Raw genomic sequence first — 25,975 nt, forward strand, 5'->3', positions numbered from 1 at the left:
TGGATGGCGAAAATCATGCTCGGCTTCCCGAACCAGACGGATGTCGCAACGCTGTCCGGTGGTTCGTGGCAGGTGCCGCTTACAAATTTACAGGATGCTCGACTGTCGCGCGTGGCGCGCAGCACGACGGCATTGAAGGTCGATGCGCAATTCGATGTAGACCTCGGCATTCCGCGCAAGCTTTCCATGTTCGCGATGGTCCGGCACAACATGTCTCTGAATGGGCGGTATCGGGTTCGCGTCTCGCGTACTCCGGACTTCGCGACGACCTTGTTCGATTCGAATGTCAGCGATCCGATCTCGGGCTCGGTCTGGCGGCAGGCATGGCCTCGGCTCTACAGTCCGTCGATGCTCGACTGGGAAGATCCGAACTGGTGGGATGGTCGTCTTCCCGAAGATCAGCGGAAGAGCTATCCGGCGCTGATCTTGTGCATCTCGAAGACGCCAGTCTTCGGACGGTATATCCGCTTCGAATTCGACGACGAAGCGAACCTCGATGGGTACCTCGAATTTGGCCGGGTGTTCGTGTCGCAAGCGTGGACGCCAAAAATCAACGCGAGCTACGGCGCGTCGCTCGGCTGGGAGTTCGACACGACGATGGATCGCGCGGTTGACGGCACACCGTATTTCGATCGCAAGACCGGGCGGCGAGTGCAGAAATTCTCCTTCGACGCTCTGTCTGATGACGAAGCGTACGGCCGCATATTCGAGATGCAGCGCGCGGCCGGGGTCGATCAAGAACTGATGTTCGCATTCGACCACGATGACCCGATCAATCTCCTTCGTCATTCCTTTCTCGCGCGTATGCGCCAGATCAATCCCCTGCAGTTGTCTTTCCTAAACAACCACACGAACGCGTACGAGCTCGAGGAAATCCGATGAGTCAAGTTACCTTCCCGCTTACCGGAAATTCGTATTCCGATGACGGCAGCACCGGCCGCGACATGCTCAATGGCGGGCATACCGAATTCTTGCTTCCGATGCTGCAAGAGACCGTCGCCACAGTGCAGATCGCCATTGAGAATGCAGGCGGTTCGAGCGGTTCGAGTGACGCCGCTGCTGCCTCTGCGGCGGCAGCAGCGGCCAGCGCAGCGCAGGCGGCAAGCGACCGCGCGTCCGCCGCCGCTTCGGCTGCCGCCGCGCATGCTGACGCCGCGACCGTCCATATCCCACTGCTGGCGAGCAACGCCCGGAAGGTGCTCCAGGTCGGCACCGACGAGTCGGCTATGGTGTGGGATCACATCGGCTCGTCGGCGCTGCCGGACGGTAGCATCTTCGGTGATCTCATAAAGGCGGGTTTGAGCAGGGTCGTGGATTCGATCGCAACGCTGCGTGCTCTGAATCACACGTATTACCAGCGCGCATTTGTGACCGGCTACTACGGGGCCGGTGATGGAGGCGGCGGCGCGTATCGGTACGACGCGAGCGATACGACGAGTGCGGACAACGGCGGCTCGATCATCGTTGCGACCGATGGCGGGCGGTGGAAGCTGGTGTTCAATGGTTCTCTCGACGTGCGTCAGTTCGGCGCAAAGGGCGATAGCAGCACCGACGATACCGCCGCGGTGAACAAAGCGACCGCCGCGCTCGCGGCAGCCGGCGGGGGCACTCTGTACTTCTCGGCCGCGCCGGCGGGCGTCGCAGGCGGACGTTTCGTGCTGAACGGCGTTGTCGTGAATACGCCGAATGTCACCTGGCAAGGCACGCGCTCGCCGAATGGCGGTCTGCTTGTTCAGCAGGTCACCCTCATCAAACAGTCGGGCTTCACGGCGCGGCATCTTGACTGCCAATTCTCCGGCTCCCTAAATGGCAGTTCGACGGCGTGCTTCATCGTCTACAGCACGACCCTTACGCTCAGGGACTTCCTGTTCGAGTACTGCACGTTCAACGGATTTTTCTATTCGGTCGACTTCCTCGGCATCCTCGATCCGGTGCCGAACGCAGACGCGCAGCACCTGCAGAACCCGATCTACAACACGAAGATCCTTTTCTGTAAATCGACCGCGCCGGTAGGACAGAATTCGGGGCACTTCCAACACCAGTCCGTGTATGGATGTCTCGTCATGGGGTGTGAGACGTACAACGGCCAGAACTGCTCGTCTTATAACTTCACTCGCGACTGCCGTGACATCAGGGTCATCGGCAACTACGACGAAAGCAGCGCGTGGGGTGCGGTCGAGATCGAGAACTGCCCGCTCGCAAATGCGACTGTTTCCGGAAACACATTTGAATCGACGGTGGAGATCTACGCTTCGATCTGGGTTGACGATTCGGCCTCAGTGACTGTGTACGGGAACTCGGTGCGAGGCATCCTGAAGGCTAGTAGCGAGAACGCCGCACCGGCAATGGGCGCTCAGTACGCGACAGAAGTTTGCCCGGTCACCACGGCTTACTTCCAGAACAACACTGCTCGGTCTGCACAAGTGATGACCTTCGGCCCGACGTATGTGAGCGGGTCGATGAATGTGGACTTCAAGGACAATACGTTCACGACATCAGGAACACAGGCAATTCAAACCGATCAGTACTTCACCAAAGGGACGATCTCAGGGAATCGACTGTCGGGTGCGCCCAGCTTCTTCTGCAACTTCTCGCAGTTGCAGGCAAGCTCAAGTGTGAAGTTGCACGATAACGTGACGGGGGGCATTCCTTGTTCGTTGTCGGGAAGCTCTGCAGGGGTCAATGCCTACAACAACGATTTCATCTGGACCGGTGTTCAGACGGAGACGAACCTGCCCGGTATGAATATCGCCCAGGGCGTCATCAAGTTGCCCTCCGTCACGCAAACCAACATTGCCGCAGGCGCGTCAGCCAATTTCGCTTTCACGACGTATCAAGCGTTGACGCAATTCGCGATGACGGCCTTCGCTTTCCGCTGTCTGTGTCGGTCCGGCGATACGCCGGCAAACGATTATGTGAAGTTCGATGTCTTCATCTCGGACGAAAGCGGCACGCCTGTCTGCACGGTCTCGCCACTGAGCAAGCTGGCGACCAATAACGCGAGCAATTTCAGCGTAGCGGCTTCGATCTCAGGTGCCGTGCTTACCGTAACCGTCACTAATAGCAACGCCTCAAAGCTGCTGAGCGTGACGATGTTCTGCGAAAACCTGATGCGAATCTGAGGTTGCACCAGGCTCTTCTTATAACCGCCTTCGGGCGGTTTTTTCATTTCTGGAACCCCAATGAGAGATGCCGCATCCGCTGTCTTGAAGACTGCGCCGCCCGTTTCGATTGTCGGAGCCTACCTCCGCGGCATTCACATCGCTGACGTCGTGATGATCCTGACGTTGATCTACACCACTCTCCAAATTTACGTGCTTGTGCGAGACAAGCTGGTGCGCCAATGAGAGCTGAAAACCTACAGAAGTTGATCGCGGAGCTGCGGCGGGACGAGGGCGTGCGCTATTCAACCTACAACGACACGAAGGGGATCCCGACTGTCGGCGTAGGGCACAACCTGCAGGCGAAGCCGTTGCCGACCGGCTGGAAATGTCCACTAAACGACGTCCAAGTGAACTCGCTGCTCGATGATGATCTGGCGGACGTGTTCTGCGACCTCGATCGCAGCCTGCCGTGGTGGAGCGATCTCAACGACGTGCGTCAGCGCGTCCTCGCTAACATGGCGTTCAATCTGGGCATCACGAAGTTGCTCGGATTCCGCAACACGCTAGCTGCGATGCGCCAAGGAAAATTCGATGCGGCCGCTGACGGGATGTTGAATTCCGCTTGGGCTACTCAAGTGAAAGTCCGGGCAAATCGTCTGGCCGATATGATGCGTAAGGGGGCGTGATGGATTGGAAATCGATACTCGGGGGCGTTGCACCGACGTTGGCGACCGCGCTGTCCGTAGTCGGCGGCCCTGCGGGGATGGTGGCGGGTGCCGCGTTGCGTGCGGTGAGCGGCGCAGTTCTCGGGCATGAGGATGGAACGACCGACCAGGTGACGCAGGCGATTCAGGCGGGCCTGTCGCCCGACGCAATCGCGGCGCTTCAGAAGGCGGACAACGACTTCAAGGTAGCGATGGCGCAGATCAGCGCGGCGACCGCACAGAAGGAGATTGAAGCCGCATCGAGCGCAATCGGGGATGTCAACGAGACGATGCAGGCTGAAGCGAAGGCTGATCACTGGCCGTCATACACGTGGCGTCCGTTCATCGGCTTTATGTTTGGCCTCTACGTGGGCTCGCTGTTCGTGCTGCCGCTCTTTCATGTGCAGCCGGTCACGTTGTCGGCTGATATGACGCTGACGATCGCGGCGGTTCTGGGTGTCGCCTCGTTCTTTCGCGGAAAAGCGCAAGCAGATCCCCGCGTACAATCCGACAGTCGTGGTTAGGCTAGTTGAGCGTGAAGGGTCGCCGCGCGAAGTTTATCGGCGGCCTTAAGGTAGAACGCATCGGAGTAGTGAAACGGAGCAGGTCCCCAGCGATGCGTTGACGCGCACTGCATCAATCCATCCTCGTACTCGAAGAACTGATGCGGCGCGAGGTCGTTCGCCATGATGGCGTACATCGTCGCGAGCGCATCATTCGCCGCGTTGATTTGGTCGTTCGTTTGGTTCGGGAATGTGGCGCCATCCGATGTCTCCTTCTGCCAGAACACCATATTGACGCGGACAGTTTTTAACCTGTCGTGCTGGATAAGCATATTCACGAGCGAATTCCAGCCGCTCTTCCAGCGGCGAAACCACTCGTCAGATCCGGAAGCGATCCTTTTGAAGGAGGGTATTTCCTTCAGCGCACCGCTTTTTAAAAATTCCAAGGACGCGGTGCATAGCTGGCCTGACCCGACTTCGATGAGATCGAACCGCTCATCAATAAGGTCCATCAGGATAAAGTCGGAACCAATTGCCTCGATCTCCCGGCGCGCGGACTTTGTAATATCGAGATTGACCAACCGCCGTTGGAACGGCGATTCGAGGCGCTTGCTGAAAGTGTCGGCAAACGGCTGCTTAGCGAATAAGCTTGCGACTGACGTCCGCGCCAAATATCGAACGAGCTCAAATTCGCCGGCCTCCGTGTAGTTGAGCACATCGCGTGACACGCAACTGCCCAAGACAAGGATTCGAGGTTTCGTTGTGTCGGACATGGCAATGTAATTCCGATTGTGATTCCGAGTGTTTCGCACCCGAATTGTAATGCCTTGTAATTTTTATGGAAGCGCGAAGGCTGCTCAATCTGAAAGGGAGAAAGAGCTTGATGGAAAGACTGATGTCGTGGATAGCCGCGGCGCGCTGGCGAATGTCTCTATCGCATTGCGCTGAGGGGCTTTTTATTCAAGTCCCAGTTGGGCTGTTGTTCGACTTCCGCGTCGGCGCGCTCGCCGTCGTCGTCTGGTACTGGTCGCGCAAGAAATTGGAGGCTGAGATCGATGCGGAGAAGCCAGGGCAAACGCACGTCGACACTTGGACGGTCGGCTGGTTTCCTTGGCAGTGGGACCGCTACATGGTCCTCGATGTCGTCCTCCCGGCCATCTCATCAGCTGCAATTTCAGCCGCCGCGGGCCACTATCAAGGGCCGATTATCGCGGTGCTTTGTGGGTCCTGAAAGATGGGCGGCGCTCGACATTGCTTTTCATCGTCGGAACCCGTCTCCCGTGCCCAGAACGCACAGCCGTTCTCTGGCATGGCGTTACGTGGTCGCCCAGTTCGAAGTCGCGTGAGCGTTGCGCCCAGGAGTTCCCGTTCAGGGCTCTTTGCGATACCGGTAGTTTTTGCACCAGAAGCGCGTTTCGCCTCCCGGCTGATGCTGAAAAAGAGCTACAGAAGCCAGCGCTTTCTGCCGTGACAATGTTTGAATTTCTTGCCGCTTCCACAAGAGCACGGCGAATTCTGTGACTGCGTTTCCTGCGACCGGAGCTTCATTGGGCGAGCGGCCGGGAAAGTGTCTGCGCGCTCTCGTTGAGCAGGCACAGCCTGAAGCAGTCGCTCGTTCACGATGCGCTCGACGTCCGCTTCGCTAACGGAATGTTGAAACAGTGGCGCTACCAGCTGGATGGCAGTCAGTACTACGCCTATCCAGCCTGCGAGCCCACCATGCTTTTCTGTCCACTGCACCAAGCGCTTTCCAACTGGGCCTGCTTCGCTCAGCTGTGCCTCGATCTCGCCCCGAGGCTTCACCTCGGAACTCTTCAAAATCTCCGCAACTCGTTCGAGTTGCTCGCGTCGCGTTCCCGGAGCAGTGAGTAGCTGCACTACCTCGCGTACCGTCTCCACGCTGGCATACGTGCCGCCGACAAAGTGCCCAACGCCGCCGCACTTCGGGCAGCCATCCACAGTCCCACCGATGACTGTGATGTGTTTGGTTCCATCGCTCATTCCAATTCCATGCGGCGCGAAGACGGTGCCGCAGCGCTCGCAAATTGCAGGAATGTTGGCCATAGGAGCTATCGTGTGCGCGTCATCACAAGAGGCCTTTGCGTCGCTTTTGCCTCGAAGAATATTAGAAATCTTCTAATACGGACATGCGAATGCTTAAAATTCAAGCACTTAAAAAAACCCGCGCCAGCCTTAACTGACGCGGGTTTGTGTCTGGTCGGGGCGAGAGGATTTGAACCTCCGACCACCTGCACCCCATGCAGGTACGCTACCAGGCTGCGCTACGCCCCGAAAGAGCGAAAGTATATCAGAGAGAAACGAATAGTAGAACTGCTTCCAACAATTTCGCTGTTGCACTCACAAAATTCACTCGCAATGCGTCAGAGCGTCAGTTCCGACTGCGTGTACGGCGACGTCTGGATCTTCACCGAATCCTCGCGCTCGGCCGACGCCCGCTCAGGCGAGACTTCCAGCGCGAAGCGCTGACGCCTGCGGAACCTCAAAGCCAGAAGCAACGAAATCGCGCATGGAATCAGATAGGTGGCGATGCGCTCCGTCCACGCGATGCGCGATCCGAAAGTGTCGTACGCCGTGCGCTCATCGAAGCCGGCGGACGCAAAGATCATCGTCAACGTGAAGTCCAGCACCATGGCCGCGCCGCACAGACACAGAAAGATCAAGGCGCCGTTCCACTTCAGAGCGCGTTCGCTCGCATTCAACGTGCGGCAGACGAAGAGCGTCACGCCCAGCAAACTCAGGATAAAAATCAAGGGAAGCCACGGAAAATGCATGTCGCGCGCCTCGCGTATGGGTAGAAGGGACGATCCCGGCGGCGCGCAAGATGGATTTATGTTGCGTCTGGAGCGCCCGCTTCCGGAAGCGAGCGCGATGATTACACGCAAGTCTCGACGCAAAAATAAGAGTAATCCTAATCAGATTGGCCGATCGGCCAGCGACTCCGACAGGAAATCGATGAACGTCCGCACCTTCGTCGTCATGAATTTGCGGCTCGTGTACACCGCATACACGGACGGCGCGAACGCCGAATAGCTCGGCAGCACGCGCACGAGCGAGCCCGACGCCAATTCCGGCTCGACGATCCACGCCGGAAAGTATGCGAGCCCGAGTCCGGCGCGCACGAGCTGTAGCGCCATCGACGTATCGTTGGTCTTGAGCACCGCCTGGTTCTTCACGGTAAACGCGCCGTCCGGGCCCGTCAACGTGACGGAATCGATATTCGTGTAGGTCGGCAACACGAAGCGATGACGCGCGACATCATCCGGATGACGCAGCTTGCCGTGCTGTTCGAGATACGCGCGCGAACCCGCGAGCACGAACGGCATCTTGCACAGCGGCCTGACGATCAGCGAGGGCGAAGGCTCCGACGTGGCGCGAATCGCCATGTCGTAGCCTTCCTCGACGAGATCGACGAAGCGATTCTCCAGCCGCAGATCGACGAGCACGCCGGGAAAGCGCGCCTGATACGCGACAAGCAGATCCGCGAAGTTGCGATTGGCGAACCAGCCTGGCGCGGTGACCTTGAGCACGCCTTGCGGCTCCGCCGTCTGCACGCCGACGGCGGCTTGCGCGGCCTGCAGGATGTCGAGCGCCTCGCTGCATTGCTCGTAGTAGACGTTGCCGGCTTCCGTGAGACTCAGGTGACGCGTCGTGCGGTTCAGGAGACGCACGCCGAGCTGGCGCTCCAGATTGGCGACGTGCTTGCTCGTCATCGCGGTCGAAATGTCGAGCCGTTCAGCAGCCTTCACGAAGCTGCCGGCCTCGACGACTTCGCGGAACACGCGCAAGCTGGTGAGAGCATCCATCGATCATTTCCTGCCGGGAAACAAAACGCTAATGTTAGCCGGATTTATCGACCGACGATGTCTGCCTAAACTGCAGGCAACCTACCTTCACTGGAGTTTTGCGATGTCTGCGACACACACTCGACCATCCGCGGCCAACGCGTCGGCGCTCGCCGGCTACGCTCACGCGCTGCTGCGCATCGTCGCTTCGTATCTGCTGCTCACGCATGCGAGCGCGAAGCTGTTCCATGTTCCGCACATCGCGATGTTCGACGGTCTGCCGCTCGTCTCGCTGCTCGGCGTGGCGGGCGTCATCGAATTGATCGGCGGCGTGCTCGTGCTGATCGGCCTGTTCACGCGGGCGGCGGCGTTCGTGTTGTCGGGCGAACTGGCGTTCGCGTACTTCATCGGGCACGCGCCGAAAGGAAACTTCCTGCTGCCGCTATTGAATCAGGGCGAGCCGGCCGTGCTGCTGTCGTTCATCTATTTGTTCATCGCGGCGGCGGGGCCGGGCGCGTGGAGCATCGACCGGCGACGTCGAGCATTACTTCGGCCACTCGTCTAGCTCGTCGTTGAAGAGCGAAGCGACGATGCCGCGCAGCCACATCGTGCGCGCATCGTTGTGAAACTTGCGATGCCAGTGCTGCTTCAGATCGAAGCGGGGCAACGCGAGCGGCGGCTCGGCGAGCGTGATCGACGCATGCTCGGCGACATACGCGAAGCCGATCGCATGCGGCACCGTCGCGATCAGATCGGTGCGCGACAGGATGAACGGCAGGCTCATGAAGTGCGGCGTTTCGAGCACCGCGCGCCGGCGCACGCGTTCCTTGTCGAGATAATTCTCCAGCACTTCCTGGCTGCGGCCTTCCGCGCGCACGACCGCGTGGCCGCATTCCATGAAGCGTTCGAGCGTGAGCGGCTGGTTCGCGAACGGATGATCGCGCCGCATCAGACAGATGAACCGGTGCGAGAAAAGCCGCTGCTGAAAGAAGTTGTTGCCGCGCAAGTCCGGAAAGTAGCCGACCGCCAGATCGATATCGCCGGCTTCAAGCCCGCGCTCCACATCGCCATGCGACGCCGACACCGAGCGCAGATTCGCGTTCGGCGCTTCCTTCGCGAAGGCCTGCAAGAGGCGCGGCAGAAAGACGATCTCGCCGACATCGGAAAGCGCGATCGAAAACGTCTCCGTGCTCGTCGAAGGATCGAAGTGCTGCCGGTCGAGCAGGCCGCGTTCGATGCGCGCCAGCGCCTCGCGCGCCGCGGGCACGAGCGCGATGGTGCGCGGCGTCGGCTCCATGCCGCGCGAGGTGCGCACGAAGAGCGGATCGTTGAAGTACTCGCGCAGACGTGCGAGCGCGGTCGACACGCGCGGCTGACTCACCCCGAGCCGCTCGGCGGCGCGGCTCACGTTGCGCGTCTCCTCGATGGCGACGAGGTACGGAATCAGGTTGAGATCGAGATCGTTCATTTCGGAACCGCCGTCTCCTCGCGTCGATACGGCGTCATCCGCGCCGCGCGACCATGTCCGACACGCGCTGCGCCGCTTCCTGCAGCGGTTCGAGAAACGCCTTCACCATCTGCTTTGCGTTCTTGCGCTGCGCGTTGCCGCTGATGTTCAGCGCCGCGATCACGCGGCCTTGCCGGTCGCGGATCGGCGCGGACATCGAAATCAGTCCTTCCTCCAGTTCCTGATCGACGATTGCCCAGCCCTGGCGGCGCACCGCGGCGATGGCTTCCTTGAGCGCGCCCTTGTCGACGATCGTGCGCGGCGTGCGCGCGACCAGCGAACTCGCATCGAGCGCTTCGTCGAGGCGCGCTTCGTCGAGCGCGGCGAGCAGGACGCGGCCCATCGACGTGCAGAACGCAGGCAGACGGCTGCCGATCGACAAATTCTGCGTGATGATCTTGTGCGTCGGCACGCGCAGCACATAGACGATTTCCGCGCCGTTCAGCACGGCCGCCGAGCAGCTTTCGTGCACTTGCTCGACGAGATCTTCCATTACCGGTTCGGCCAGATTCCAGAAGGGCATCGACGTCAGATAGGCGAAGCCGAGGTCGAGAATCTTCGGCGTCAACTGAAAGAGACGCCCGTCGGCCTCGACATACCCGAGCGCCTGCAGCGTCAGAAGGATGCGGCGCGCGCCGGCGCGCGTAAGGCCGGTGGCCGCCGCGACATCCGTCAGCGTCTGCGCGGGGCGGTTCGCATCGAACGAGCGGATGACAGCGAGCCCGCGCGCGAACGACTGCACGTAGGCATCGCCGGGGCGCGCCTGCGCGTCTTGCGGCTCGGCATCCGGATTGAGCGTGGCTGAATTCTTCATAAGGCCTGTGATGAAAGCGCGAACGGGCGGTCGAGGCGAAGTTCGAGCTCGGTGAAAACCCCCACTTCGCGCATGCTTCGTTGACACGACAACGAATGCGGGACTAACATGCCGATGTTCGCTAAACGAATCCATGTTCGCATGACGAACATTTCAGCGCAAGTGTGCTGACGAGCAGGTAAACCCCAGTTCGAGACAGACAGGAACGGCAATGATCAACAAGATTTTCGATTCGCTCGCCTCGGCCGTCGCCGACGTCCACGACGGCGCGACCATCATGATCGGCGGTTTCGGCACGGCGGGCATGCCGTCCGAGCTGATCGACGCGCTCATCGAGCAGGGCGCGCGCGGGCTCACGATCGTCAACAACAACGCCGGCAACGGCGACACGGGACTGGCCGCGCTGCTGAAGGCGAAGCGCGTGCGCAAGATCATCTGCTCGTTCCCGCGTCAGACGGACTCGCATGTGTTCGACGCGCTCTATCGCGCGGGCGAAATCGAGCTGGAACTCGTGCCGCAGGGCAATCTGGCGGAACGCATCCGCGCGGCGGGCGCGGGCATCGGCGGATTTTTCACGCCGACGGGCTACGGCACGAAGCTCGCCGAAGGCAAGGAAACGCGCGTGATCGACGGCCGGCACTACGTGCTCGAAGCGCCGCTGCACGCGGATTTCGCGCTCGTAAAGGCATATAAGGGCGATCGCTGGGGCAATCTGGTCTATCGTAAAACTGCGCGCAACTTCGGTCCGATCATGGCGAGCGCCGCGAAAACGGCCATCGTGCAGGTCTCGAAGGTCGTCGCGCTCGGCGAGCTGGACCCCGAAAACATCGTGACGCCGGGCATTTTCGTGCAGCGCGTCGTCGAAGTACCGCAAGCCGTGCATCAAGCCGAACTCGCCGCTTAAGGAAGGACGAAAAGCCATGAAGAAACTCACTCGTGACGAAATGGCCAGGCGCGTGGCCGCGGACATTCCCGAAGGCGCATACGTGAACCTGGGCATCGGCGTGCCGACGCTCGTCGCCAATCATCTCGCGGCGGACCGCGAGATCTTCCTGCACAGCGAAAACGGCCTGCTCGGCATGGGCCCGGCGCCCGCCAAAGGCGAGGAAGACGACGAACTCATCAACGCAGGCAAGCAGCACGTCACGTTGCTGACCGGCGGCGCGTTTTTCCATCACGCCGATTCGTTCGCGATGATGCGCGGCGGCCATCTCGACTTCTGCGTGCTCGGCGCCTTCCAGGTTTCCGCGACGGGCGATCTCGCGAACTGGCACACCGGCGCGCCGGACGCGATTCCGGCTGTCGGCGGCGCGATGGATCTCGCGATCGGCGCGAAGCAGGTCTACGTGATGATGGAACTGCTCACCAAGCGGGGCGAGAGCAAGCTGGTCGACGCCTGCACGTATCCGGTGACGGGCGTCGCATGCGTGAATCGCGTGTACACGGATCTCGCCGTGTTCGACGTGACGCCGGAAGGCTTCGTCGTGCGCGAAATCGTCGACGGACTGGCGTTCGAAGAGTTGCAGAAGCTGGCCCAGGTGCCACTGCAATACGCGCCGCTGACCGAAGCAGCCTGAGAGAATTCTGGAGACATTGAAGATGAAACAAGCTTTCGTATGTGATGCCATCCGCACGCCGATCGGCCGTTACGGCGGTTCGCTGTCCTCCGTGCGCGCCGACGATCTCGGCGCCGTGCCGCTGCGCGCGCTGGTCGAGCGCAACAAGGAAGTGGACTGGGAAGCCATCGACGAAGTGATCTACGGCTGCGCGAATCAGGCGGGCGAAGACAACCGCAACGTCGCGCGCATGTCGGCGCTGCTGGCCGGTTTGCCGGTCGGCACGCCGGGCTCGACGATCAATCGCCTGTGCGGCTCGGGCATGGACGCGATCGGCGTCGCGGCCCGCGCGATCAAGGCGGGCGAGACGAGCCTGATGATCGCGGGCGGCGTCGAAAGCATGAGCCGCGCGCCGTTCGTGATGGGCAAGGCGACGAGCGCGTTCTCGCGTTCCGCAGAAATCCACGATACGACCATCGGCTGGCGCTTCATCAATCCGCTGATGAAGAAGCAGTACGGCGTCGATTCGATGCCGGAAACCGCCGAAAACGTCGCGGACGACTACAAGATCAGCCGCGCCGATCAGGACGCGTTCGCGCTGCGCTCGCAGCAGAAGGCGGCGCGCGCGCAAAAGGACGGCACGCTGGCGCAGGAAATCGTCGCGGTGACGATTCCGCAGAAAAAGGGCGATGCGCTCGTCGTCGACAAGGACGAGCATCCGCGCGAAACGAGCCTCGAAGCGCTCGCGAAACTGAAGGGCGTCGTGCGTCCGGACGGCTCGGTGACGGCGGGCAACGCGTCGGGCGTGAACGACGGCGCGGTCGCGATGCTGATAGCCGACGAGGAAAGCGCGAAGCGCAACGGCCTCACGCCGCGCGCGCGCATTCTGGGCTTGGCCACGGCCGGCGTGCCGCCGCGCGTGATGGGCATCGGTCCGGGTCCGGCCTCGCAGAAGCTGCTTGCGCGTCTCGGCATGACCATCGACCAGATGGACGTGATCGAGCTGAACGAAGCGTTCGCGTCCCAAGGCTTGGCGACGCTGCGCATGCTCGGCGTCGCCGATGACGATCCCCGCGTCAATCCGAACGGCGGTGCGATCGCGCTCGGCCATCCGCTGGGCGCGTCCGGCGCGCGGCTCGTCACGACCGCGAGCTACCAGTTGCATCGCACGGGCGGACGTTACGCGCTTTGCACGATGTGCATTGGCGTCGGCCAAGGCATCGCGATGATCATCGAGCGCGTCTGATCACATGTTTTCATCGACCGGACGTTTGACCGATCTCATTTGCGGCAACGCCGCCGCGAACGAGATCTGGTCGCCGCGCGCGACCGTGCAGGCCATGCTCGATGTCGAAGCCGCGCTCGCGCGCGCATCCGCGCGGCATGGCGTGATTCCGTCGGGCGCGGTGGATGCGATCGTCGCCGCCTGCGATGCCGATAACATCGACGCCGATGCGCTGATGACCGGCGCCGCGGCGGGCGGCAATCTCGCGATTCCGCTCGTCAAGCAACTGACGGCCGTCGTGAAGGCGCGCGACGCCGAAGCAGCCAAGTACGTGCATTGGGGCGCGACGAGTCAGGACATCATCGATACGGGCGTCGTGCTGCAATTGCGCGCGTTTCTCGATCTGATCGATGCGGATCTGCGCTCGCTCTCCGATGCGCTCGCCACGCAGGCGCAAGCCCACAAAAACACGCCGATGATCGGCCGCACCTGGCTTCAGCAGGCGCTGCCGATCACGCTCGGCCTGAAGTTCGCGCAATGGCTCGATGCAGTGACGCGTCATCGCGAGCGCCTCGGCGAACTGAGGTCGCGCGCGCTCGTGCTGCAATTCGGCGGCGCGGCGGGCACGCTCGCGAGTCTGCGCGACACGGCCTTGCCGGTCGCGGCATCGCTTGCGCAGGACCTGAAGCTGGCGCTTCCGGCGTTGCCGTGGCACACGCAGCGCGATCGCATCGCGGAAACCGCGTCGTTTCTCGGCATGCTGACGGGCACGCTGGGCAAGATCGCGCGCGATGTCTCGCTGATGATGCAGACCGAGCTCGGAGAAGTCGCCGAACCGGCGGCCGCAGGCAAGGGCGGATCGTCGACGATGCCGCACAAGCGCAATCCAGTCGGCTGCGCGTCCGTTCTGACCGCCGCGACGCGCGCGCCGAATCTCGTCGCGACGATCTTCGCGGGCATGGTCCAGGAGCACGAGCGCGCGCTCGGCGGCTGGCAGGCCGAATGGGAAGCGCTGCCCGATCTCGCGCGTCTGACGGCGGGCGCGTTGTCGAACATCGTGGGCATCGTTCCGTCGATGGAAGTCAATGTCGAACGGCTCGCACGCAATCTCGACGTGACCAACGGACTGATTCTCGGCGAAGCGGTGATGCTCGCGCTCGGCGACGCAATCGGCAGGCTCGACGCGCACAAGCTCGTCGAAGGCGCGTCGAAGGCGTCGGTGGCGAACGGTACGTCGCTCTTCGACGAACTCTGCTCGAACGAAACCGTCACGCGTCATGTTTCGCAGGATCAACTGAAATCGCTGCTCGATCCGGCGAATTACGTCGGACAGGCGCAGGCGTTCGTCGATGCCGCCATCGCGAACGCTCACTCGAAATAAGCAGGAACACACAGGAGCGGTAAAAACATGCCTCTTGCCGAAGTCAACGGAACACGGATTCACTATCGCATCGACGCGACGGCGGGCGACAACGCGCCGTGGCTCGTGCTGTCGAATTCGCTCGGCGCCGATGTCTCGATGTGGACGCCGAACATCGAGGCGTTCGCCGCGCGCTATCGCGTCGTGCGCTACGACACGCGCGGCCACGGTCATTCGGACGTGCCGCCGGGCCCGTACACGATCGATCAGCTGATCGGCGACGTGATCGGCCTGATGGATCATCTGAAAATCGAGCGCGCGAACTACTGCGGCCTGTCGATGGGCGGGCTGACCGGCATCGGGCTGGCGGCGCGTCATCCGGAGCGCTTCTCGCGCGTGGTGTTGTCGAACACCGCCGCGCTGATCGGCTCGGACGCCGTGTGGACGCCGCGCGCCGCGAAAGCGCGCGAGCCGGGCGGCATGCCCGCGCTGACCGACGCCGTGATCGCGCGCTGGTTTACCGCGCCCTTCATCGAGCGTGAGCAGCTCGAACTCGCGAATATCCGCGACGTGTTTCGCCACACCAACGGCGACGGCTACGCGTCGAACTGCGAGGCGATCCGCGACGCCGACCTGCGCGACGAAGCGAAGACCATCGCATTGCCCGTGCTTGTGATTGCGGGCACGCACGATCTGTCGACGACGGCCGATCAGGGCCGCGAGCTCGCGGGTTATATCGGCGGCTCGCGCTACGTCGAACTGGACGCGGCGCATCTGTCGAACATCGAAAAGCGCGACGACTACACGCGCGCCGTCCTCGACTTCCTCGGAGAATAAAGATGACCGACGACGAACGTTACGAAGCCGGGATGAAAGTGCGCCGCGCGGTGCTGTCCGACGCGCACGTCGACCGCTCGCTTGCAAACCGCACCGAGCTGACGACCGAATTCCAGAACTTCATCACGCGCTATGCGTGGGGCGAAATCTGGACGCGCGACGGCCTGCCGCGTCACACGCGCAGCCTCATCACGATCGCGATGATGGTCGCGCTCAACCGCAGCGAAGAACTCGCACTGCACTTGCGCGCCGCGAAGAACAACGGCGTCACGCAAGACGAGATCAAGGAAGTGCTGTTGCAAACGGCGGTCTACTGCGGCGTGCCGGCGGCGAATTCTGCGTTCCACCTCGCGCAGAAAATCTTCGACGAAGAGAGCAAGGCGTAGTCGCGACGCGGAACCGATAAAAACCGTCTCCGGGAAACCGGAGACGGTTTTTTCGTTTGCGGACTCAGAACGCGTAGAACGGTCCCGGTCCTGCGGGCGTCGGGCGTCCTGCGAGCGCCGTGAACACGCGCCGTCCGTAGAAGAAAGGCAAGCCCCAGTCGAAGAAGCCGCTCGCGGATCCGGCGAGATTGTCGAAGGCGAAGTGGCCGGTGCCGAACAAGGCCGTCGATTGCGCGATGGTGAAGCTCACCGCGCTCTGCGCGCCGCTCGACGAACGGATCGTCGCGGCGATCGTCGTCGGCGTCGACGGGCAATACCACGCGCCGCACTTCGCGAGCGTCGCCGACGGGAAGAAGACGCCGTTCGATCCGCTATCGATGAAGCTCGAACCGTACTGGCTGCCGCCGAAATCCGTCGTGACGTAGCCGGACAGCGAACTCGCCTTGAGCACCGTGGCCGAGCCGAGCAGATTGTTCGACTGCGAGCCGATGCCGAAGGTCATCGTCCCCGTGACCGCCGATGCGCCGCTATCCGGCACGTCGGGCAGCTCGATCAGCACACCGTTGTTGTCCGACGCGAAGTTCGCGATCGGATTGGTCACCTGCTGCGCGACCGCCAGCTTGCTCGCGGTGCAGTTGCCCGAGATGCAGCTGTAGTACCAGCGCGGCATCGCCGAGGTCGCGCATCCCGCGCCGCAGTCGGCGGTGAACGGTCCGACGCCGAGGATGCCGTTGCCGCGCAGGCTCGACGCGGAGAGCATCGGCAGGCCGGACTGGCTGCAGTCCTGCGCCGCGTTGCCTGCGGCGGAGTCGGCGATCAGTTGCACGGAAGTCGAGCGCGCGACCTGGCTCGCGAGCCGGATATCGGCCGTGCGGACCGCGCCCCACGTATAGCCTGAGCCGAACACGGCGCATTCCGCGATGAGCGCGCTCTGGCTGCCGCCCGCGACGAGCGGCAACGCGATCGACGGACTGAGTGCGGACGCCAGCACTCTCACGCCGTGCGAGCCGGTATCGACCTGGATGTCGTCGATGGTCTGGCATGTGTCCGTGCCCGGCACGCAGATCGTCACGCTGGTTTGCAGCATGTTGCGCGTGTTGGTCGGCGTGCTGGAAACATGGATGATCTGGACGTTGGGCGTCGTCGATTGCGCGACGGTCGTGCCGGTGGATGGGGACGACGCCGCGCTCGCGGGCGTCGCGGCGCTGGCCGTCTGGGGCGCGCTGGCCTGGTGAGGCGACGCGGCGGCGCTGCCGTTCGAGCCGCCGTCCGAACCTCCGCCGCCGCCGCAGGCGTGAAGCAGAACGCAAGTGCCGAGTGCGGCGATCGAGAGAAGGGCGCGCGGGTTCATGGCGGGCCTCTTACTGAATGTCCGTTGCGCTCACGCCCGGCGGCAGGGCGCTCGCAAGCCATGCGCGGCCGATGAATTCGCGCAGCCGCATGCGATTTTCGACGACGAGATCGCCCGCGGCGACGTGCGCCGCATGCAGGCCCGCATCGCCGACCGACGCGCTCGCGCCTTGCCTGAACGTCTCGAAATGGCTGCCGAGCAGCGTGCGGACGTCCGGCATCGCCGGGCCGCGCCAGGACACCGCGTACACCGTGCCGCTCGAATCGACATACTCACGCACGACGATGCCGTCGGCATCGGTCGTTTCGTGGAATTTGACAAGGCCGCTCTGCGCCTGATGCACGACATCGCCCTGCGATGCGCTCGACGCGCGCCCGGCGGCACCGAGCTGCGCGTGGGCATTAGCCGACGCGCCGATCGCCAGAATGGTCAGGCACGCGGTCGCGTAGTGAGGAATTCTGATTTTTCTCATGACGTTCTCTCCGTTAATTAGGACTCTTCTTATTTTCGAGATGCGATTTTAGGAGGAAGTCAGAAAAAACTGATACACGTCGATGTTTCCGCGCGAAACGGGCGGATGCGCGTAGGAGAAAAAGAAGTCTCTATGAATCAAAAGGTTATGCAGATCGAAAAGCCGAATTGCCGCTTTTCGCGATTGTCATAAATTGTCAATTCGATGCGGAGCGGCTTAAATGGAAATTTGAGGCGCGCCTTTTGGCTGCGCGTAGTCTGTTTTCGTCATTGAAAGGCAACGTTTAATGGGCGCGCTGCGCAGCCTTGCCGGAAGCCGTCGTGACCTCTTTTTTGTCACGGCGCACGGCGGACCGGTAAAATAACGGGTTGATCCACGGAAGAACGCCCGTGGCGTAGCGGAAGGACTTCTCCAAATGACAGATTTTCGTGTAACGAAGCGGATGGCTGCGCTTTTCGCGGTGGCCGGAATCGTGGCGGGATGTGGCTCGTCCAATCCCAACGCGTTCAACTACAAGAGCGATCAGCGTTCGAAACAGGTGTCTCTCGCCGTGCCGCCGAACCTGCTCGACGAAGCGGCCGATCAGCGTTCATTGCCGCCGCAGGGCGGGCAGGCATCGCTGTCCGATCTGCAGCAGATTCAGAAAGTCGCACCGAACGCGCCCACGGTGGTTCCGCCGGTGTCGGGCATGCGCGTTCAGCGCGACGGCACCGAGCGCTGGCTCGTCGTCGATGGCAAGACGCCCGATCAGGTGTGGCCGCAGGTCCGCCGTTTCTGGCAGGAGCAGGGCTTTCTGCTCGTCGTCGATCAGCGCGACAAGGGCGTGATGGAAACGGACTGGAACGAAACCCATCCGCAGATTTCCGACGGCCTGATCCGCGACACGCTCGCCAAGGCAACGGGCAACTCGTATGTCACGGCGGAGCGCAACAAGTACCGCACGCGTCTCGAAGCGGCGCCGAACGGCGGCACGTATGTGTTCATCAGCCAGAAGGGCATGCGCGAGGCGCTGACCGGCGTGAACAATGACACGAGCCAGTGGCAGGCCCGCCCGAACGATCCCGCGCTCGAGAACGAATACCTCAAGCGCCTGATGTCCTCGCTGTCGCTGGCCGACCAGCGGGCGGCTTCCGGCGGCGCAACGCCGCTCGACGCCCCGGCCGCCGGTGCTGCGGGCGCGCAAGCCGCGAAGGGCGGCGATGCGAAGGCGGCGTCGGTCGCGGCGCAGAACGCCGCGTACGCGGGCAATTCGCCGATCCGCAACGAAGTCGTGCCCGAGGCCGCATCGTCGCAACTGACCTTGCCGGAAGCGTACGACCGCGCGTGGTTGCGCGTGGGCATCGCGCTCGATCGCGCCAACTTCACGGTGGACGACCGCGACCGCAGCAAGGGCGTCTATTACGTGCGCTACGTCGATCCGACGGACAAGTCGTCGGCGGAACAAGGCTTCTGGAGCCAGGTGTTCCACGGCCGCAAGGAAATGAAGGCCAAGCAGTATCAAGTCAACGTGCGCGCCGTCACCGAGCAGCAAACGCGCGTGGCGATCGTCGACGACAAGGGCGAAGTCGATTCGTCGCCGCAAGCTCGCCAGATCATGGCGCTGCTCGCCGACCAGATCAGCTGATCGTTTTCCGCGCCGATCCGCAGAAACCGCCTCCTTCGCGAGGCGGTTTTTTTGCGCCGTCGATGCCGCCGCCGGGCGCGCAAACGATTTTTTCAGCGCGCACGGAAATGCGAGCGACGCGTAAATATTGCGCAGACAATTCTTTCTATCGGGAAATGTGCGCAAAAGCTTATAGAAATGAACGCCCGGACAGTACATTGCATCAGTGGCGTAAATCACCCGCCGGAAGTTCCACGAAGCGCGCGTATCACGCACGTTGTACCTGACAAACAGACGATTGGTTCGCCCCGCGCGAACCCCGATGGCCCCGTCGCCTATCCTCGTAGGGCGACGGTTTTTGCCCGCGTTTCTCTTGGAACGCGGGCTTTTTCTTTGGCTTGCAGATCGGGCGTTTTCGGCGACATGCGCGATGCGCGGTTATGCTCGTGCTTCCATCGTTCAAGTAAGAAAGGAGAAGCTCATGTCGGAAGTTGCCGTCGTCGCGATCTTTGTTGCCAAACCGGGCAAGGAAGAGGAACTGAGGGAAGTGCTGGAAGCGAACGTCGAGCCGACGCGCAAGGAGGCGGGTGCGCTGCAATACGACTTGCACCGCGACCTGAAGGAGCCGCGGCGCTTTATCTTCGTCGAGCGCTGGGAGAGCGAGGCCGCGCTCGCGAAGCACGGCGAAACGGCGCACATCCAGACGTTCCGCGCCAAATCGCCGGACTTGTGCGAGCACGGCGAAGTCCGTGTCGCGAGCAAGATTCTCTGACGGACCGGATAGCGCTTTTAATGCGTTTCTTGCGGGACGTCGAGGATCAGGATGATGGTCCAGTCGGCGTCGCCGTCGTGATGATACTGGCGCTCCGCGACGATGAACGGCTGCTGCTTGCCGGACGGTCCGAGGAACAGCACGTCGCCTTCCATCGGCAGGCATTCGACGGGCGGCAGCGCCAGATACGAGTCCTTGTTCGCGTTGCGCGGCATCAGTTTTTCGATCTTGCGCGATGCCGCTTCGGTCCATTCGATATCGAGCTGGATATTGCTCATGCTGTCGTTCGCACGATGAGTGCGCTCCACGGTTGAATCGTTGAAAAGACGATGCGCAATGTAGCACACGCCGTGCGCGATCCATGCGGCGTGCCAGACGAAAAAACGGCCCGAAGGCCGTTTTCCGTTCGTGCGCGAGACGGCACGAAACGCTCAAATTTCCTCGTACAGCGGCAGCGTCAGAAACTCGGTGAAGTGCGCCGAAGTCGACATTTCCTCGAAGATTTTCGCCGCGCGTTCGTAGGGCTTCGTGTCCGCGCCCGACGCGCTGACCGCCTGCTTCACCTTCTCCAGTTCGTCGATGGTGATCTCGCGCACCATCGATGCCGTGACCTTGCGGCCGTCGTCGAGCTTGCCCTTCGGCGAGCGGATCCATTGCCACACCTGCGAGCGCGAGATTTCGGCGGTCGCGGCGTCTTCCATCAGATTGTGGATCGGCACGCAGCCATTGCCCGCGAGCCACGAACCGAGATAGTGGACGCCGACGTTCACGTTGTTGCGCAAGCCCGCTTCGGTGATCGGCTCTTCCGGACGGAAGTCGAGCAGATCGTGCGCCGTCACCTGCACGTCGGTGCGCTGCTTGTCGATCTGGTTGGGCTTGTCGCCGAGCACCTTCACGAACTCTTCCATCGCGACCGGCACGAGGCCCGGATGCGCGACCCAGCCACCGTCGTAGCCGTCGGAGGCGTCGCGCGCCTTGTCGGAGCGCACGCCGCCCATCGCTTTGTCGTTCGCGGCCGGATCGTTCTTGATCGGAATCAGCGCCGACATGCCGCCGATCGCCGGCGCATTGCGTTTGTGGCATGTCTTCAAAAGTTCGAGCGCATAGGCGCGCATGAAGGGCGACGTCATCGTGATCTTCGCGCGGTCGGCGAGGCAGAAGTCCGTGTCGTTCTTGAACTTCTTGATCGCCGAGAAGATGTAATCCCAGCGGCCCGCGTTGAGACCCGAGCTATGCTCGCGCAGCTCGTACAGGATTTCGTCCATCTCGAACGCGGCGAGAATCGTTTCGACGAGCACCGTCGCGCGAATCGTGCCGCGCGGGATGCCGATGGCCTCCTGCGCCGCGACGAAAATGTCGTTCCACAGACGCGCTTCGAGATGGCTTTCCATCTTCGGCAGATAGAAGTACGGACCGCTGCCGCGCGCGATCAACTCCTTCGCGTTGTGAAACAGGAAGAGCGCGAAATCGAAGATGCCGCCCGACACGCGCTCGCCATCGACGGTGACGTGCTTTTCGTCGAGATGCCAGCCGCGCGGACGCACGATCAGCGTCGCGATCTTGTCGTTGAGCTTGTACGACTTGCCGTTCTGTTCGAGCGAAATCGTACGGCGCACCGCTTCCTTCAGATTGACCTGGCCGACGATCTGGTTGTCCCAGTTCGGCGCATTCGAATCCTCGAAGTCGGTCATGTAGGAATCCGCGCCGGAGTTGAGCGCGTTGATGATCATCTTGCGCTCGACCGGACCGGTGATCTCGACGCGACGGCATTGAAGATCTGCCGGCAGCGGCGCGACCTTCCAGTCGCCTTCGCGGATCGATTTCGTTTCTTCGAGGAAGCTCGGGCGCTCGCCCGCATCGAGACGCTTCGTGCGCTCGACGCGCGCCGCGAGCAATTGCTGGCGGCGCGGCTCGAACTGGCGATGCAGCGACGCGACGAACGCGAGCGCTTCGGGCGTCAGGATGGTCTCGTAGCCGGGCTTGATATCGGCTGAGATGGCCATGCCTTTCGGAAGCGAAAGCGGATTCGATGGATGCGTCATGGTTTTCTCCTTGGTCGGTCAGACGGTTTTGCTAGTGGTTGTGCGTGAAGCGTTGCGCTGCCTGCTTTTCGGCTGCGTGATCCGGCGAGAGTTGGCGACGGCGCGCGTCGCGCCGCCTTCGATGAAAGCGATGAGATCGGCCATGCCGCGGCCGCTGCCGTGCGGCGCGACGCCCAGTTCCTCGGGCGGCAGCGCGGCGCGGTTGATCCAGAAAGTCGTGTAGCCGAACCATGTTGCGCCGGCGACATTCCAGCCGTTGCTCGACGCGAATACGATGTCGCGCGCGCTGGCATCGAAGGCTCGGGTGCCGAGCGCGTAGGCGGCGGGCGCGGGCTGGTAGGCGCGCGCTGCATCGACCGACAGAACGTAATCGAAGAGGCCGCTCATGCCGGCGCTTTTCACGGCGATGTCGAGCATCGGCGGATTGCCGTTCGACAAAATCGCGAGCGGAATGGCGAGGCCGTCGCGCAACGATCTGAGCGCGGGCAGCGTGTCGGGGAACGCGGAAAGGCACGCGTATTCGTCCATCAGGCGCTTTTCGGCGGCGCTCGTGAGCGCATCGGCGAGGTTCAGGCGTGCAGCCGCGTGGCGCAGCGCGTCGATCGTGATTGTCCAGAACGGCTCGTAGTGCGCGCCCGACGGATCGGCGAGCGTGCGCAGTTGCGTGTACTCGATCTGCTTGCGGCGCCAGAGCTTCGAGAGTGCGTCGCCGTGGCCGGGAAAGAGCTGCTCGGCCGCCGCGACGACCGAGTGGACGTCGAAAAGCGTGCCGTAAGCGTCGAAGATGACTGCGCGGGGGAGCTTGGACAACTCGCGGGAAAATTCGCTGGACGATGCGTGTGTCGTTATGGCCGACATAGCCTTGCGCTCCGTTTAGAGGTCGGAATCGATTGTATTCGTGATCTAAGTGATGGAAAAAGCACCGCAGCATCACTTGATCTTTTACTTTTACTTACCTAATCTGTGGTTCAACACCGATATTGACGACGAACGCGCATGGATCGATTCAAGCAGATAGAAACCTTCGCTTCGGTCGCGGCGAAGGGCAGCCTGTCGGCGGCGGCACAGGCGGAGGGCATCGCGCCGGCCGTCATCGGACGCAGGCTGGATGCGCTCGAAGAGCGGCTCGGCGTGAAGCTGCTCGTGCGTACGACGCGCCGAATCACGCTGACGTTCGAAGGCTCCGCGTTTCTCGAGGACTGCCAGCGCATCATCAACGACATGCAGAACGCGGAGGCGAGCGTGTCGGCGGGCGGCGTGAAGGCGAGCGGGCATTTGCGCGTCTCGGCGCCGGCGGGCTTCGGACGGCGTCACGTCGCGCCGCTCGTGCCGAAGTTCACGACCTTGCATCCGGACGTTTCCGTGAGTCTCGATCTGACCGACCGCATGGTCGATCTCGTCAACGAAGGCTTCGATTGCGCCGTGCGTCTCGGCGAGTTGCCGGATTCGTCGCTGGTCTCGTTGAAGCTCGGAGAGAACCGGCGCGTGTGCGTCGCGTCGCCGGAGTATCTGGAAAAACGTGGCGAGCCCGCCGATCTCGCCGCGCTCGCGCATCACAATTGCCTGGCACTCGGCGCGTCGGCGAATCAGCAGCGTGGCTGGGTGTTCGAGCAGGACGGCAAGGTTGTCACGATCAAGGTTTCCGGCACGATGGAATGCTCCGACGGCGCCGTGCTGCACGAATGGTGTCTCGAAGGCCGCGGTCTCGCGTGGCGCTCGTGGTGGGAAGTCGGCGATGACATCGACGCTGGCCGCCTCGTCAGCGTGCTCGATGCGTACGCCGCGCCGCCGATCGGCATTCACGCGGTGTTTCCGCAAAGGCGGCATCTGCCGTTGCGCGTGCGATTGTTTCTCGATTTGCTCAAACATACCTATAACGCGACGGGATATTGGGGTTGACTGCGAGCCGGTGAAAGCTTCGGAATCCTATGCGCGGCGTCGCATCGCCGCGCGGGTACATCGAAATTGCTCTGCGCCGGCGCCCGTTACTACAATGGAATCACGCACCATCAACTGACGGGGGAGGACGCCATGTTCAAACACATCCTCGTGCCGACCGACGGCTCGGAGCTATCGCAAAAGGCCATCGACGGCGCGATCGATCTTGCGCAATCCGTCGGTGCGCGCATCACGGCTTACGCGTGCCTGCCTCAGTATCCGTATTCGCCATTCGCCGATGTCGCCGTCGAGCCGCCCGACGATTTTCACGCCCGCGCCGAGAACGAAGCACGCGAACATCTGCGCGCGGTCGAGCGCGCCGCGGAAAGCGCCGGCGTGCCCTGCACGAGCGTGACGAGCATCGATGCCGCGCCGTATATCGGCATCATCGAGGCGGCGGAGCAAAACGGTTGCGACGTGATCCTGATGGCGTCGCACGGACGGCGCGGTCTCGGCAGTCTGCTGATCGGCAGCGAAACGCAGCGCGTCCTGACGCATACGAAGATTCCGGTGATCGTGTATCGCTAGCGAGCGGCGTTCCCCGGCGCGTGGCTGCGCGCGCCGGGACCGCCGCTTCTTTCACCACTCTCCCTGATTCGCCTGCTGAAGCCGTATTACGCGACCTTCTTGTCGAAGAACTGCTCGTCTTCGGTCGAGCCGTGCAGAGCGGTCGTCGATGCTTCCTTCTCGACCGTCTGCGTGACCGCGTCGAAGTAGCCGGTGCCCACTTCGCGCTGGTGCTTGACGGCCGTGAAGCCCTTGTCGGCGGCGGCGAATTCGGCCTGCTGCAATTCGACGAACGCGCTCATCTGCGAACGGGCGTAGCCGTGCGCGAGGTTGAACATCGAATAGTTCAGCGCGTGGAAGCCGGCCAGCGTGATGAACTGGAACTTGTAGCCCATCGCGCCGAGTTCACGCTGAAACTTGGCGATGGTCGCGTCGTCCAGATTCTTCTTCCAGTTGAACGACGGCGAGCAGTTGTACGACAGCATCTTGCCGGGGAATGCCTTGTGGATCGCCTCGGCGAACTTCTTCGCGTATTCGAGATCCGGCTTGCCCGTTTCGCACCAGACGAGATCGGCGTAGGGCGCGTAGGCGAGGCCGCGCGAAACTGCCTGCGCGAGACCCGGCTTCGTGCGGAAGAAGCCTTCCACCGTGCGCTCGCCGGTGAGGAACGGCTTGTCGTTGTCGTCGATGTCGGACGTGACGAGATCGGCGGCTTCGGCGTCCGTGCGGGCGATGAGCACCGTCGGCACGCCGCACACGTCCGCGGCCAGCCGCGCGGCCGACAGTTTCGCCACATTCTCGCGCGTCGGCACGAGCACCTTGCCGCCCATGTGACCGCATTTCTTGACCGACGCCAGTTGGTCCTCGAAGTGCACGCCCGCGGCGCCGGCTTCGATCATCGCCTTCATGAGTTCGAACGCGTTCAGCACGCCGCCGAAACCCGCTTCGGCATCGGCGACGATCGGCGCGAAGTAATCGATATAGCCTTCATCGCCTGGATTCTTGCCTTCCGACCATTGAATCTGATCGGCGCGGGTGAGCGTGTTGTTGATGCGCTTCACGACGAGCGGCACCGAATTCGCCGGATACAGCGACTGGTCGGGATACATTTCACCCGCGACGTTGGCATCTCCCGCCACTTGCCAGCCCGACAGATAGATCGCCTTGAGGCCGGCCTTGACCTGCTGCATCGCCTGATTGCCGGTCAGCGCGCCGAGCGCGTTGACGAACGGCTCGTCGTTGATCGATGCCCACAGCCGTTCGGCGCCGCGTCGCGCGAGCGTGTGCTCCGGCTGCACCGAGCCGCGCAGACGCACGACGTCATCCGCCGAGTAGCCGCGCTTGATGCCCTTCCAGCGCGGATCGGTTTCCCATTGCTGCTGGAGTTGCTGGGCTTGTTGTTGACGTGAGGTCATGGCGAATCTCCCTGAGACTGGACTGATGTTCCTGAAGCGCATGAGCGGCGCCGAATCGGCGTTCTGCGTTTGCTCA

Annotated in this window: 29 protein-coding genes and 1 tRNA gene; 17 read left to right on the top strand and 13 right to left on the bottom strand. The window is 62.4% G+C overall.

Annotation, left to right across the window (positions count from 1 at the left end):
- Positions 1–3 precede the first annotated feature (3 nt).
- Genes NCT05_RS06865 through NCT05_RS06880 form a run of 5 tightly spaced genes read left to right on the top strand, consistent with a single transcriptional unit; the run spans position 4 to position 4,332 of the window.
- A complete protein-coding gene (locus NCT05_RS06865) occupies positions 4–882 on the top strand; it encodes a hypothetical protein (RefSeq protein ID WP_250501976.1) in 879 nt (292 codons plus the stop codon).
- Entirely contained in the window at positions 879–3,122 is a 2,244-nt protein-coding gene (locus tag NCT05_RS06870) for a putative phage tail protein (RefSeq protein ID WP_250501977.1), read from the top strand. The genes NCT05_RS06865 and NCT05_RS06870 overlap by 4 nt, the downstream gene beginning before the upstream one ends.
- 60 nt (positions 3,123–3,182) lie before the next feature.
- Positions 3,183–3,347, top strand: coding sequence for a hypothetical protein (locus tag NCT05_RS36960; RefSeq protein WP_350030075.1), 165 nt, complete (start codon positions 3,183–3,185; stop codon positions 3,345–3,347).
- Positions 3,344–3,790 carry a glycoside hydrolase family protein gene (locus tag NCT05_RS06875; RefSeq protein WP_250501978.1) on the top strand — a complete coding sequence of 149 codons (447 nt, stop codon included), beginning with the start codon at positions 3,344–3,346 and terminating at the stop codon, positions 3,788–3,790. The genes NCT05_RS36960 and NCT05_RS06875 overlap by 4 nt, the downstream gene beginning before the upstream one ends.
- Positions 3,790–4,332: a 3TM-type holin gene (locus tag NCT05_RS06880; RefSeq protein ID WP_250501979.1), complete on the top strand. Its 543-nt coding sequence runs from the start codon at positions 3,790–3,792 to the stop codon at positions 4,330–4,332. The genes NCT05_RS06875 and NCT05_RS06880 overlap by 1 nt, the downstream gene beginning before the upstream one ends.
- Here NCT05_RS06880 and NCT05_RS06885 read toward each other — a convergent pair.
- The gene (locus tag NCT05_RS06885) at positions 4,329–5,084 is read right to left on the bottom strand and encodes a DUF6270 domain-containing protein (RefSeq protein ID WP_250501980.1); all 756 of its coding nucleotides are present in this window, start codon (positions 5,082–5,084) and stop codon (positions 4,329–4,331) included. The two genes, NCT05_RS06880 and NCT05_RS06885, sit on opposite strands and share 4 nt — an antisense overlap.
- A gap of 110 nt (positions 5,085–5,194) precedes the next feature.
- On the opposite strand from NCT05_RS06885, the gene NCT05_RS06890 reads away from it, so the two are divergent.
- Positions 5,195–5,542 carry a hypothetical protein gene (locus tag NCT05_RS06890; protein WP_250501981.1) on the top strand — a complete coding sequence of 116 codons (348 nt, stop codon included), beginning with the start codon at positions 5,195–5,197 and terminating at the stop codon, positions 5,540–5,542.
- 212 nt (positions 5,543–5,754) lie between these two features.
- Here the strand turns inward: NCT05_RS06890 and NCT05_RS06895 are convergent, their stop codons facing one another.
- From NCT05_RS06895 to NCT05_RS06910, 4 genes are all read right to left on the bottom strand, one after another.
- A complete protein-coding gene (locus NCT05_RS06895) occupies positions 5,755–6,375 on the bottom strand; it encodes an SEC-C metal-binding domain-containing protein (protein ID WP_250501982.1) in 621 nt (206 codons plus the stop codon).
- A 151-nt stretch (positions 6,376–6,526) separates the two neighbouring features.
- Positions 6,527–6,603: transfer RNA gene (locus tag NCT05_RS06900), tRNA-Pro, on the bottom strand.
- 89 nt (positions 6,604–6,692) lie between these two features.
- Complete coding sequence (locus NCT05_RS06905; RefSeq protein WP_175979959.1) at positions 6,693–7,103, bottom strand: hypothetical protein; 411 nt, start codon at positions 7,101–7,103, stop codon at positions 6,693–6,695.
- A gap of 141 nt (positions 7,104–7,244) precedes the next feature.
- Entirely contained in the window at positions 7,245–8,135 is an 891-nt protein-coding gene (locus NCT05_RS06910; protein WP_250501983.1) for a LysR family transcriptional regulator, read from the bottom strand.
- A gap of 103 nt (positions 8,136–8,238) precedes the next feature.
- On the opposite strand from NCT05_RS06910, the gene NCT05_RS06915 reads away from it, so the two are divergent.
- On the top strand, positions 8,239–8,679 hold the full coding sequence (locus NCT05_RS06915; RefSeq protein ID WP_034472040.1) for a DoxX family protein: 441 nt from the start codon (positions 8,239–8,241) through the stop codon (positions 8,677–8,679).
- Here NCT05_RS06915 and NCT05_RS06920 read toward each other — a convergent pair.
- Together NCT05_RS06920 and NCT05_RS06925 are read right to left on the bottom strand one after the other, a co-directional pair.
- Complete coding sequence (locus tag NCT05_RS06920; RefSeq protein ID WP_250456421.1) at positions 8,659–9,582, bottom strand: LysR family transcriptional regulator; 924 nt, start codon at positions 9,580–9,582, stop codon at positions 8,659–8,661. The genes NCT05_RS06915 and NCT05_RS06920 overlap by 21 nt on opposite strands.
- A gap of 34 nt (positions 9,583–9,616) precedes the next feature.
- The gene (locus NCT05_RS06925) at positions 9,617–10,435 is read right to left on the bottom strand and encodes an IclR family transcriptional regulator (protein ID WP_008350176.1); all 819 of its coding nucleotides are present in this window, start codon (positions 10,433–10,435) and stop codon (positions 9,617–9,619) included.
- A 211-nt stretch (positions 10,436–10,646) separates the two neighbouring features.
- Here NCT05_RS06925 and NCT05_RS06930 point away from each other — a divergent pair, with 211 nt between their 5' ends.
- From NCT05_RS06930 to pcaC, 6 genes are read left to right on the top strand one after another with little or no spacing between them, the layout of a single operon-like run.
- Positions 10,647–11,339, top strand: coding sequence for a 3-oxoacid CoA-transferase subunit A (locus NCT05_RS06930; RefSeq protein WP_008350174.1), 693 nt, complete (start codon positions 10,647–10,649; stop codon positions 11,337–11,339).
- A 16-nt stretch (positions 11,340–11,355) separates the two neighbouring features.
- A complete protein-coding gene (locus tag NCT05_RS06935; protein WP_250501984.1) occupies positions 11,356–12,012 on the top strand; it encodes a 3-oxoacid CoA-transferase subunit B in 657 nt (218 codons plus the stop codon).
- A 22-nt stretch (positions 12,013–12,034) separates the two neighbouring features.
- A complete protein-coding gene (pcaF, locus tag NCT05_RS06940; protein ID WP_250434536.1) occupies positions 12,035–13,237 on the top strand; it encodes a 3-oxoadipyl-CoA thiolase in 1,203 nt (400 codons plus the stop codon).
- Between the two features lie 4 nt (positions 13,238–13,241).
- Entirely contained in the window at positions 13,242–14,597 is a 1,356-nt protein-coding gene (locus NCT05_RS06945; protein ID WP_250501985.1) for a 3-carboxy-cis,cis-muconate cycloisomerase, read from the top strand.
- Between the two features lie 27 nt (positions 14,598–14,624).
- Entirely contained in the window at positions 14,625–15,413 is a 789-nt protein-coding gene (gene pcaD / locus NCT05_RS06950; RefSeq protein WP_250501986.1) for a 3-oxoadipate enol-lactonase, read from the top strand.
- A gap of 2 nt (positions 15,414–15,415) precedes the next feature.
- Positions 15,416–15,799 (top strand): 4-carboxymuconolactone decarboxylase, encoded by a 384-nt coding sequence (pcaC, locus tag NCT05_RS06955; RefSeq protein WP_008350165.1) that lies wholly within the window; start codon positions 15,416–15,418, stop codon positions 15,797–15,799.
- 64 nt (positions 15,800–15,863) lie between these two features.
- Here the strand turns inward: pcaC and NCT05_RS06960 are convergent, their stop codons facing one another.
- Together NCT05_RS06960 and NCT05_RS06965 are read right to left on the bottom strand one after the other, a co-directional pair.
- Positions 15,864–17,150 (bottom strand): DUF3443 domain-containing protein, encoded by a 1,287-nt coding sequence (locus NCT05_RS06960; RefSeq protein WP_250501987.1) that lies wholly within the window; start codon positions 17,148–17,150, stop codon positions 15,864–15,866.
- A 10-nt stretch (positions 17,151–17,160) separates the two neighbouring features.
- Complete coding sequence (locus NCT05_RS06965; protein ID WP_008350161.1) at positions 17,161–17,622, bottom strand: DUF2844 domain-containing protein; 462 nt, start codon at positions 17,620–17,622, stop codon at positions 17,161–17,163.
- Positions 17,623–18,037: 415 nt separating this feature from the next.
- On the opposite strand from NCT05_RS06965, the gene bamC reads away from it, so the two are divergent.
- Together bamC and NCT05_RS06975 are read left to right on the top strand one after the other, a co-directional pair.
- Entirely contained in the window at positions 18,038–19,246 is a 1,209-nt protein-coding gene (gene bamC, locus NCT05_RS06970; RefSeq protein ID WP_034472024.1) for an NlpB/DapX family lipoprotein, read from the top strand.
- A 460-nt stretch (positions 19,247–19,706) separates the two neighbouring features.
- Positions 19,707–19,997, top strand: a complete 291-nt coding sequence (locus NCT05_RS06975; protein ID WP_008350158.1) for a putative quinol monooxygenase — start codon at positions 19,707–19,709, stop codon at positions 19,995–19,997.
- Positions 19,998–20,014: 17 nt separating this feature from the next.
- On the opposite strand, the gene NCT05_RS06980 is transcribed toward NCT05_RS06975, so the two are convergent.
- From NCT05_RS06980 to NCT05_RS06990, 3 genes are all read right to left on the bottom strand, one after another.
- Complete coding sequence (locus tag NCT05_RS06980; protein ID WP_008350156.1) at positions 20,015–20,275, bottom strand: hypothetical protein; 261 nt, start codon at positions 20,273–20,275, stop codon at positions 20,015–20,017.
- A 153-nt stretch (positions 20,276–20,428) separates the two neighbouring features.
- Complete coding sequence (gene aceB, locus NCT05_RS06985) at positions 20,429–22,039, bottom strand: malate synthase A (protein WP_175979967.1); 1,611 nt, start codon at positions 22,037–22,039, stop codon at positions 20,429–20,431.
- 18 nt (positions 22,040–22,057) lie between these two features.
- Positions 22,058–22,897: a haloacid dehalogenase type II gene (locus tag NCT05_RS06990; RefSeq protein ID WP_008350152.1), complete on the bottom strand. Its 840-nt coding sequence runs from the start codon at positions 22,895–22,897 to the stop codon at positions 22,058–22,060.
- A gap of 138 nt (positions 22,898–23,035) precedes the next feature.
- Here NCT05_RS06990 and NCT05_RS06995 point away from each other — a divergent pair, with 138 nt between their 5' ends.
- Both NCT05_RS06995 and NCT05_RS07000 read left to right on the top strand, forming a co-directional pair.
- On the top strand, positions 23,036–23,938 hold the full coding sequence (locus tag NCT05_RS06995; RefSeq protein WP_034472020.1) for a LysR family transcriptional regulator: 903 nt from the start codon (positions 23,036–23,038) through the stop codon (positions 23,936–23,938).
- A gap of 132 nt (positions 23,939–24,070) precedes the next feature.
- Entirely contained in the window at positions 24,071–24,505 is a 435-nt protein-coding gene (locus tag NCT05_RS07000) for a universal stress protein (RefSeq protein ID WP_008350148.1), read from the top strand.
- 86 nt (positions 24,506–24,591) lie between these two features.
- On the opposite strand, the gene aceA is transcribed toward NCT05_RS07000, so the two are convergent.
- The gene (aceA, locus tag NCT05_RS07005) at positions 24,592–25,899 is read right to left on the bottom strand and encodes an isocitrate lyase (RefSeq protein WP_034472017.1); all 1,308 of its coding nucleotides are present in this window, start codon (positions 25,897–25,899) and stop codon (positions 24,592–24,594) included.
- Positions 25,900–25,975 lie beyond the last annotated feature (76 nt).

This window comes from Caballeronia sp. AZ7_KS35 (genome assembly GCF_023631045.1).
GTDB classification, from domain to species: Bacteria; Pseudomonadota; Gammaproteobacteria; order Burkholderiales; family Burkholderiaceae; genus Caballeronia; species Caballeronia zhejiangensis.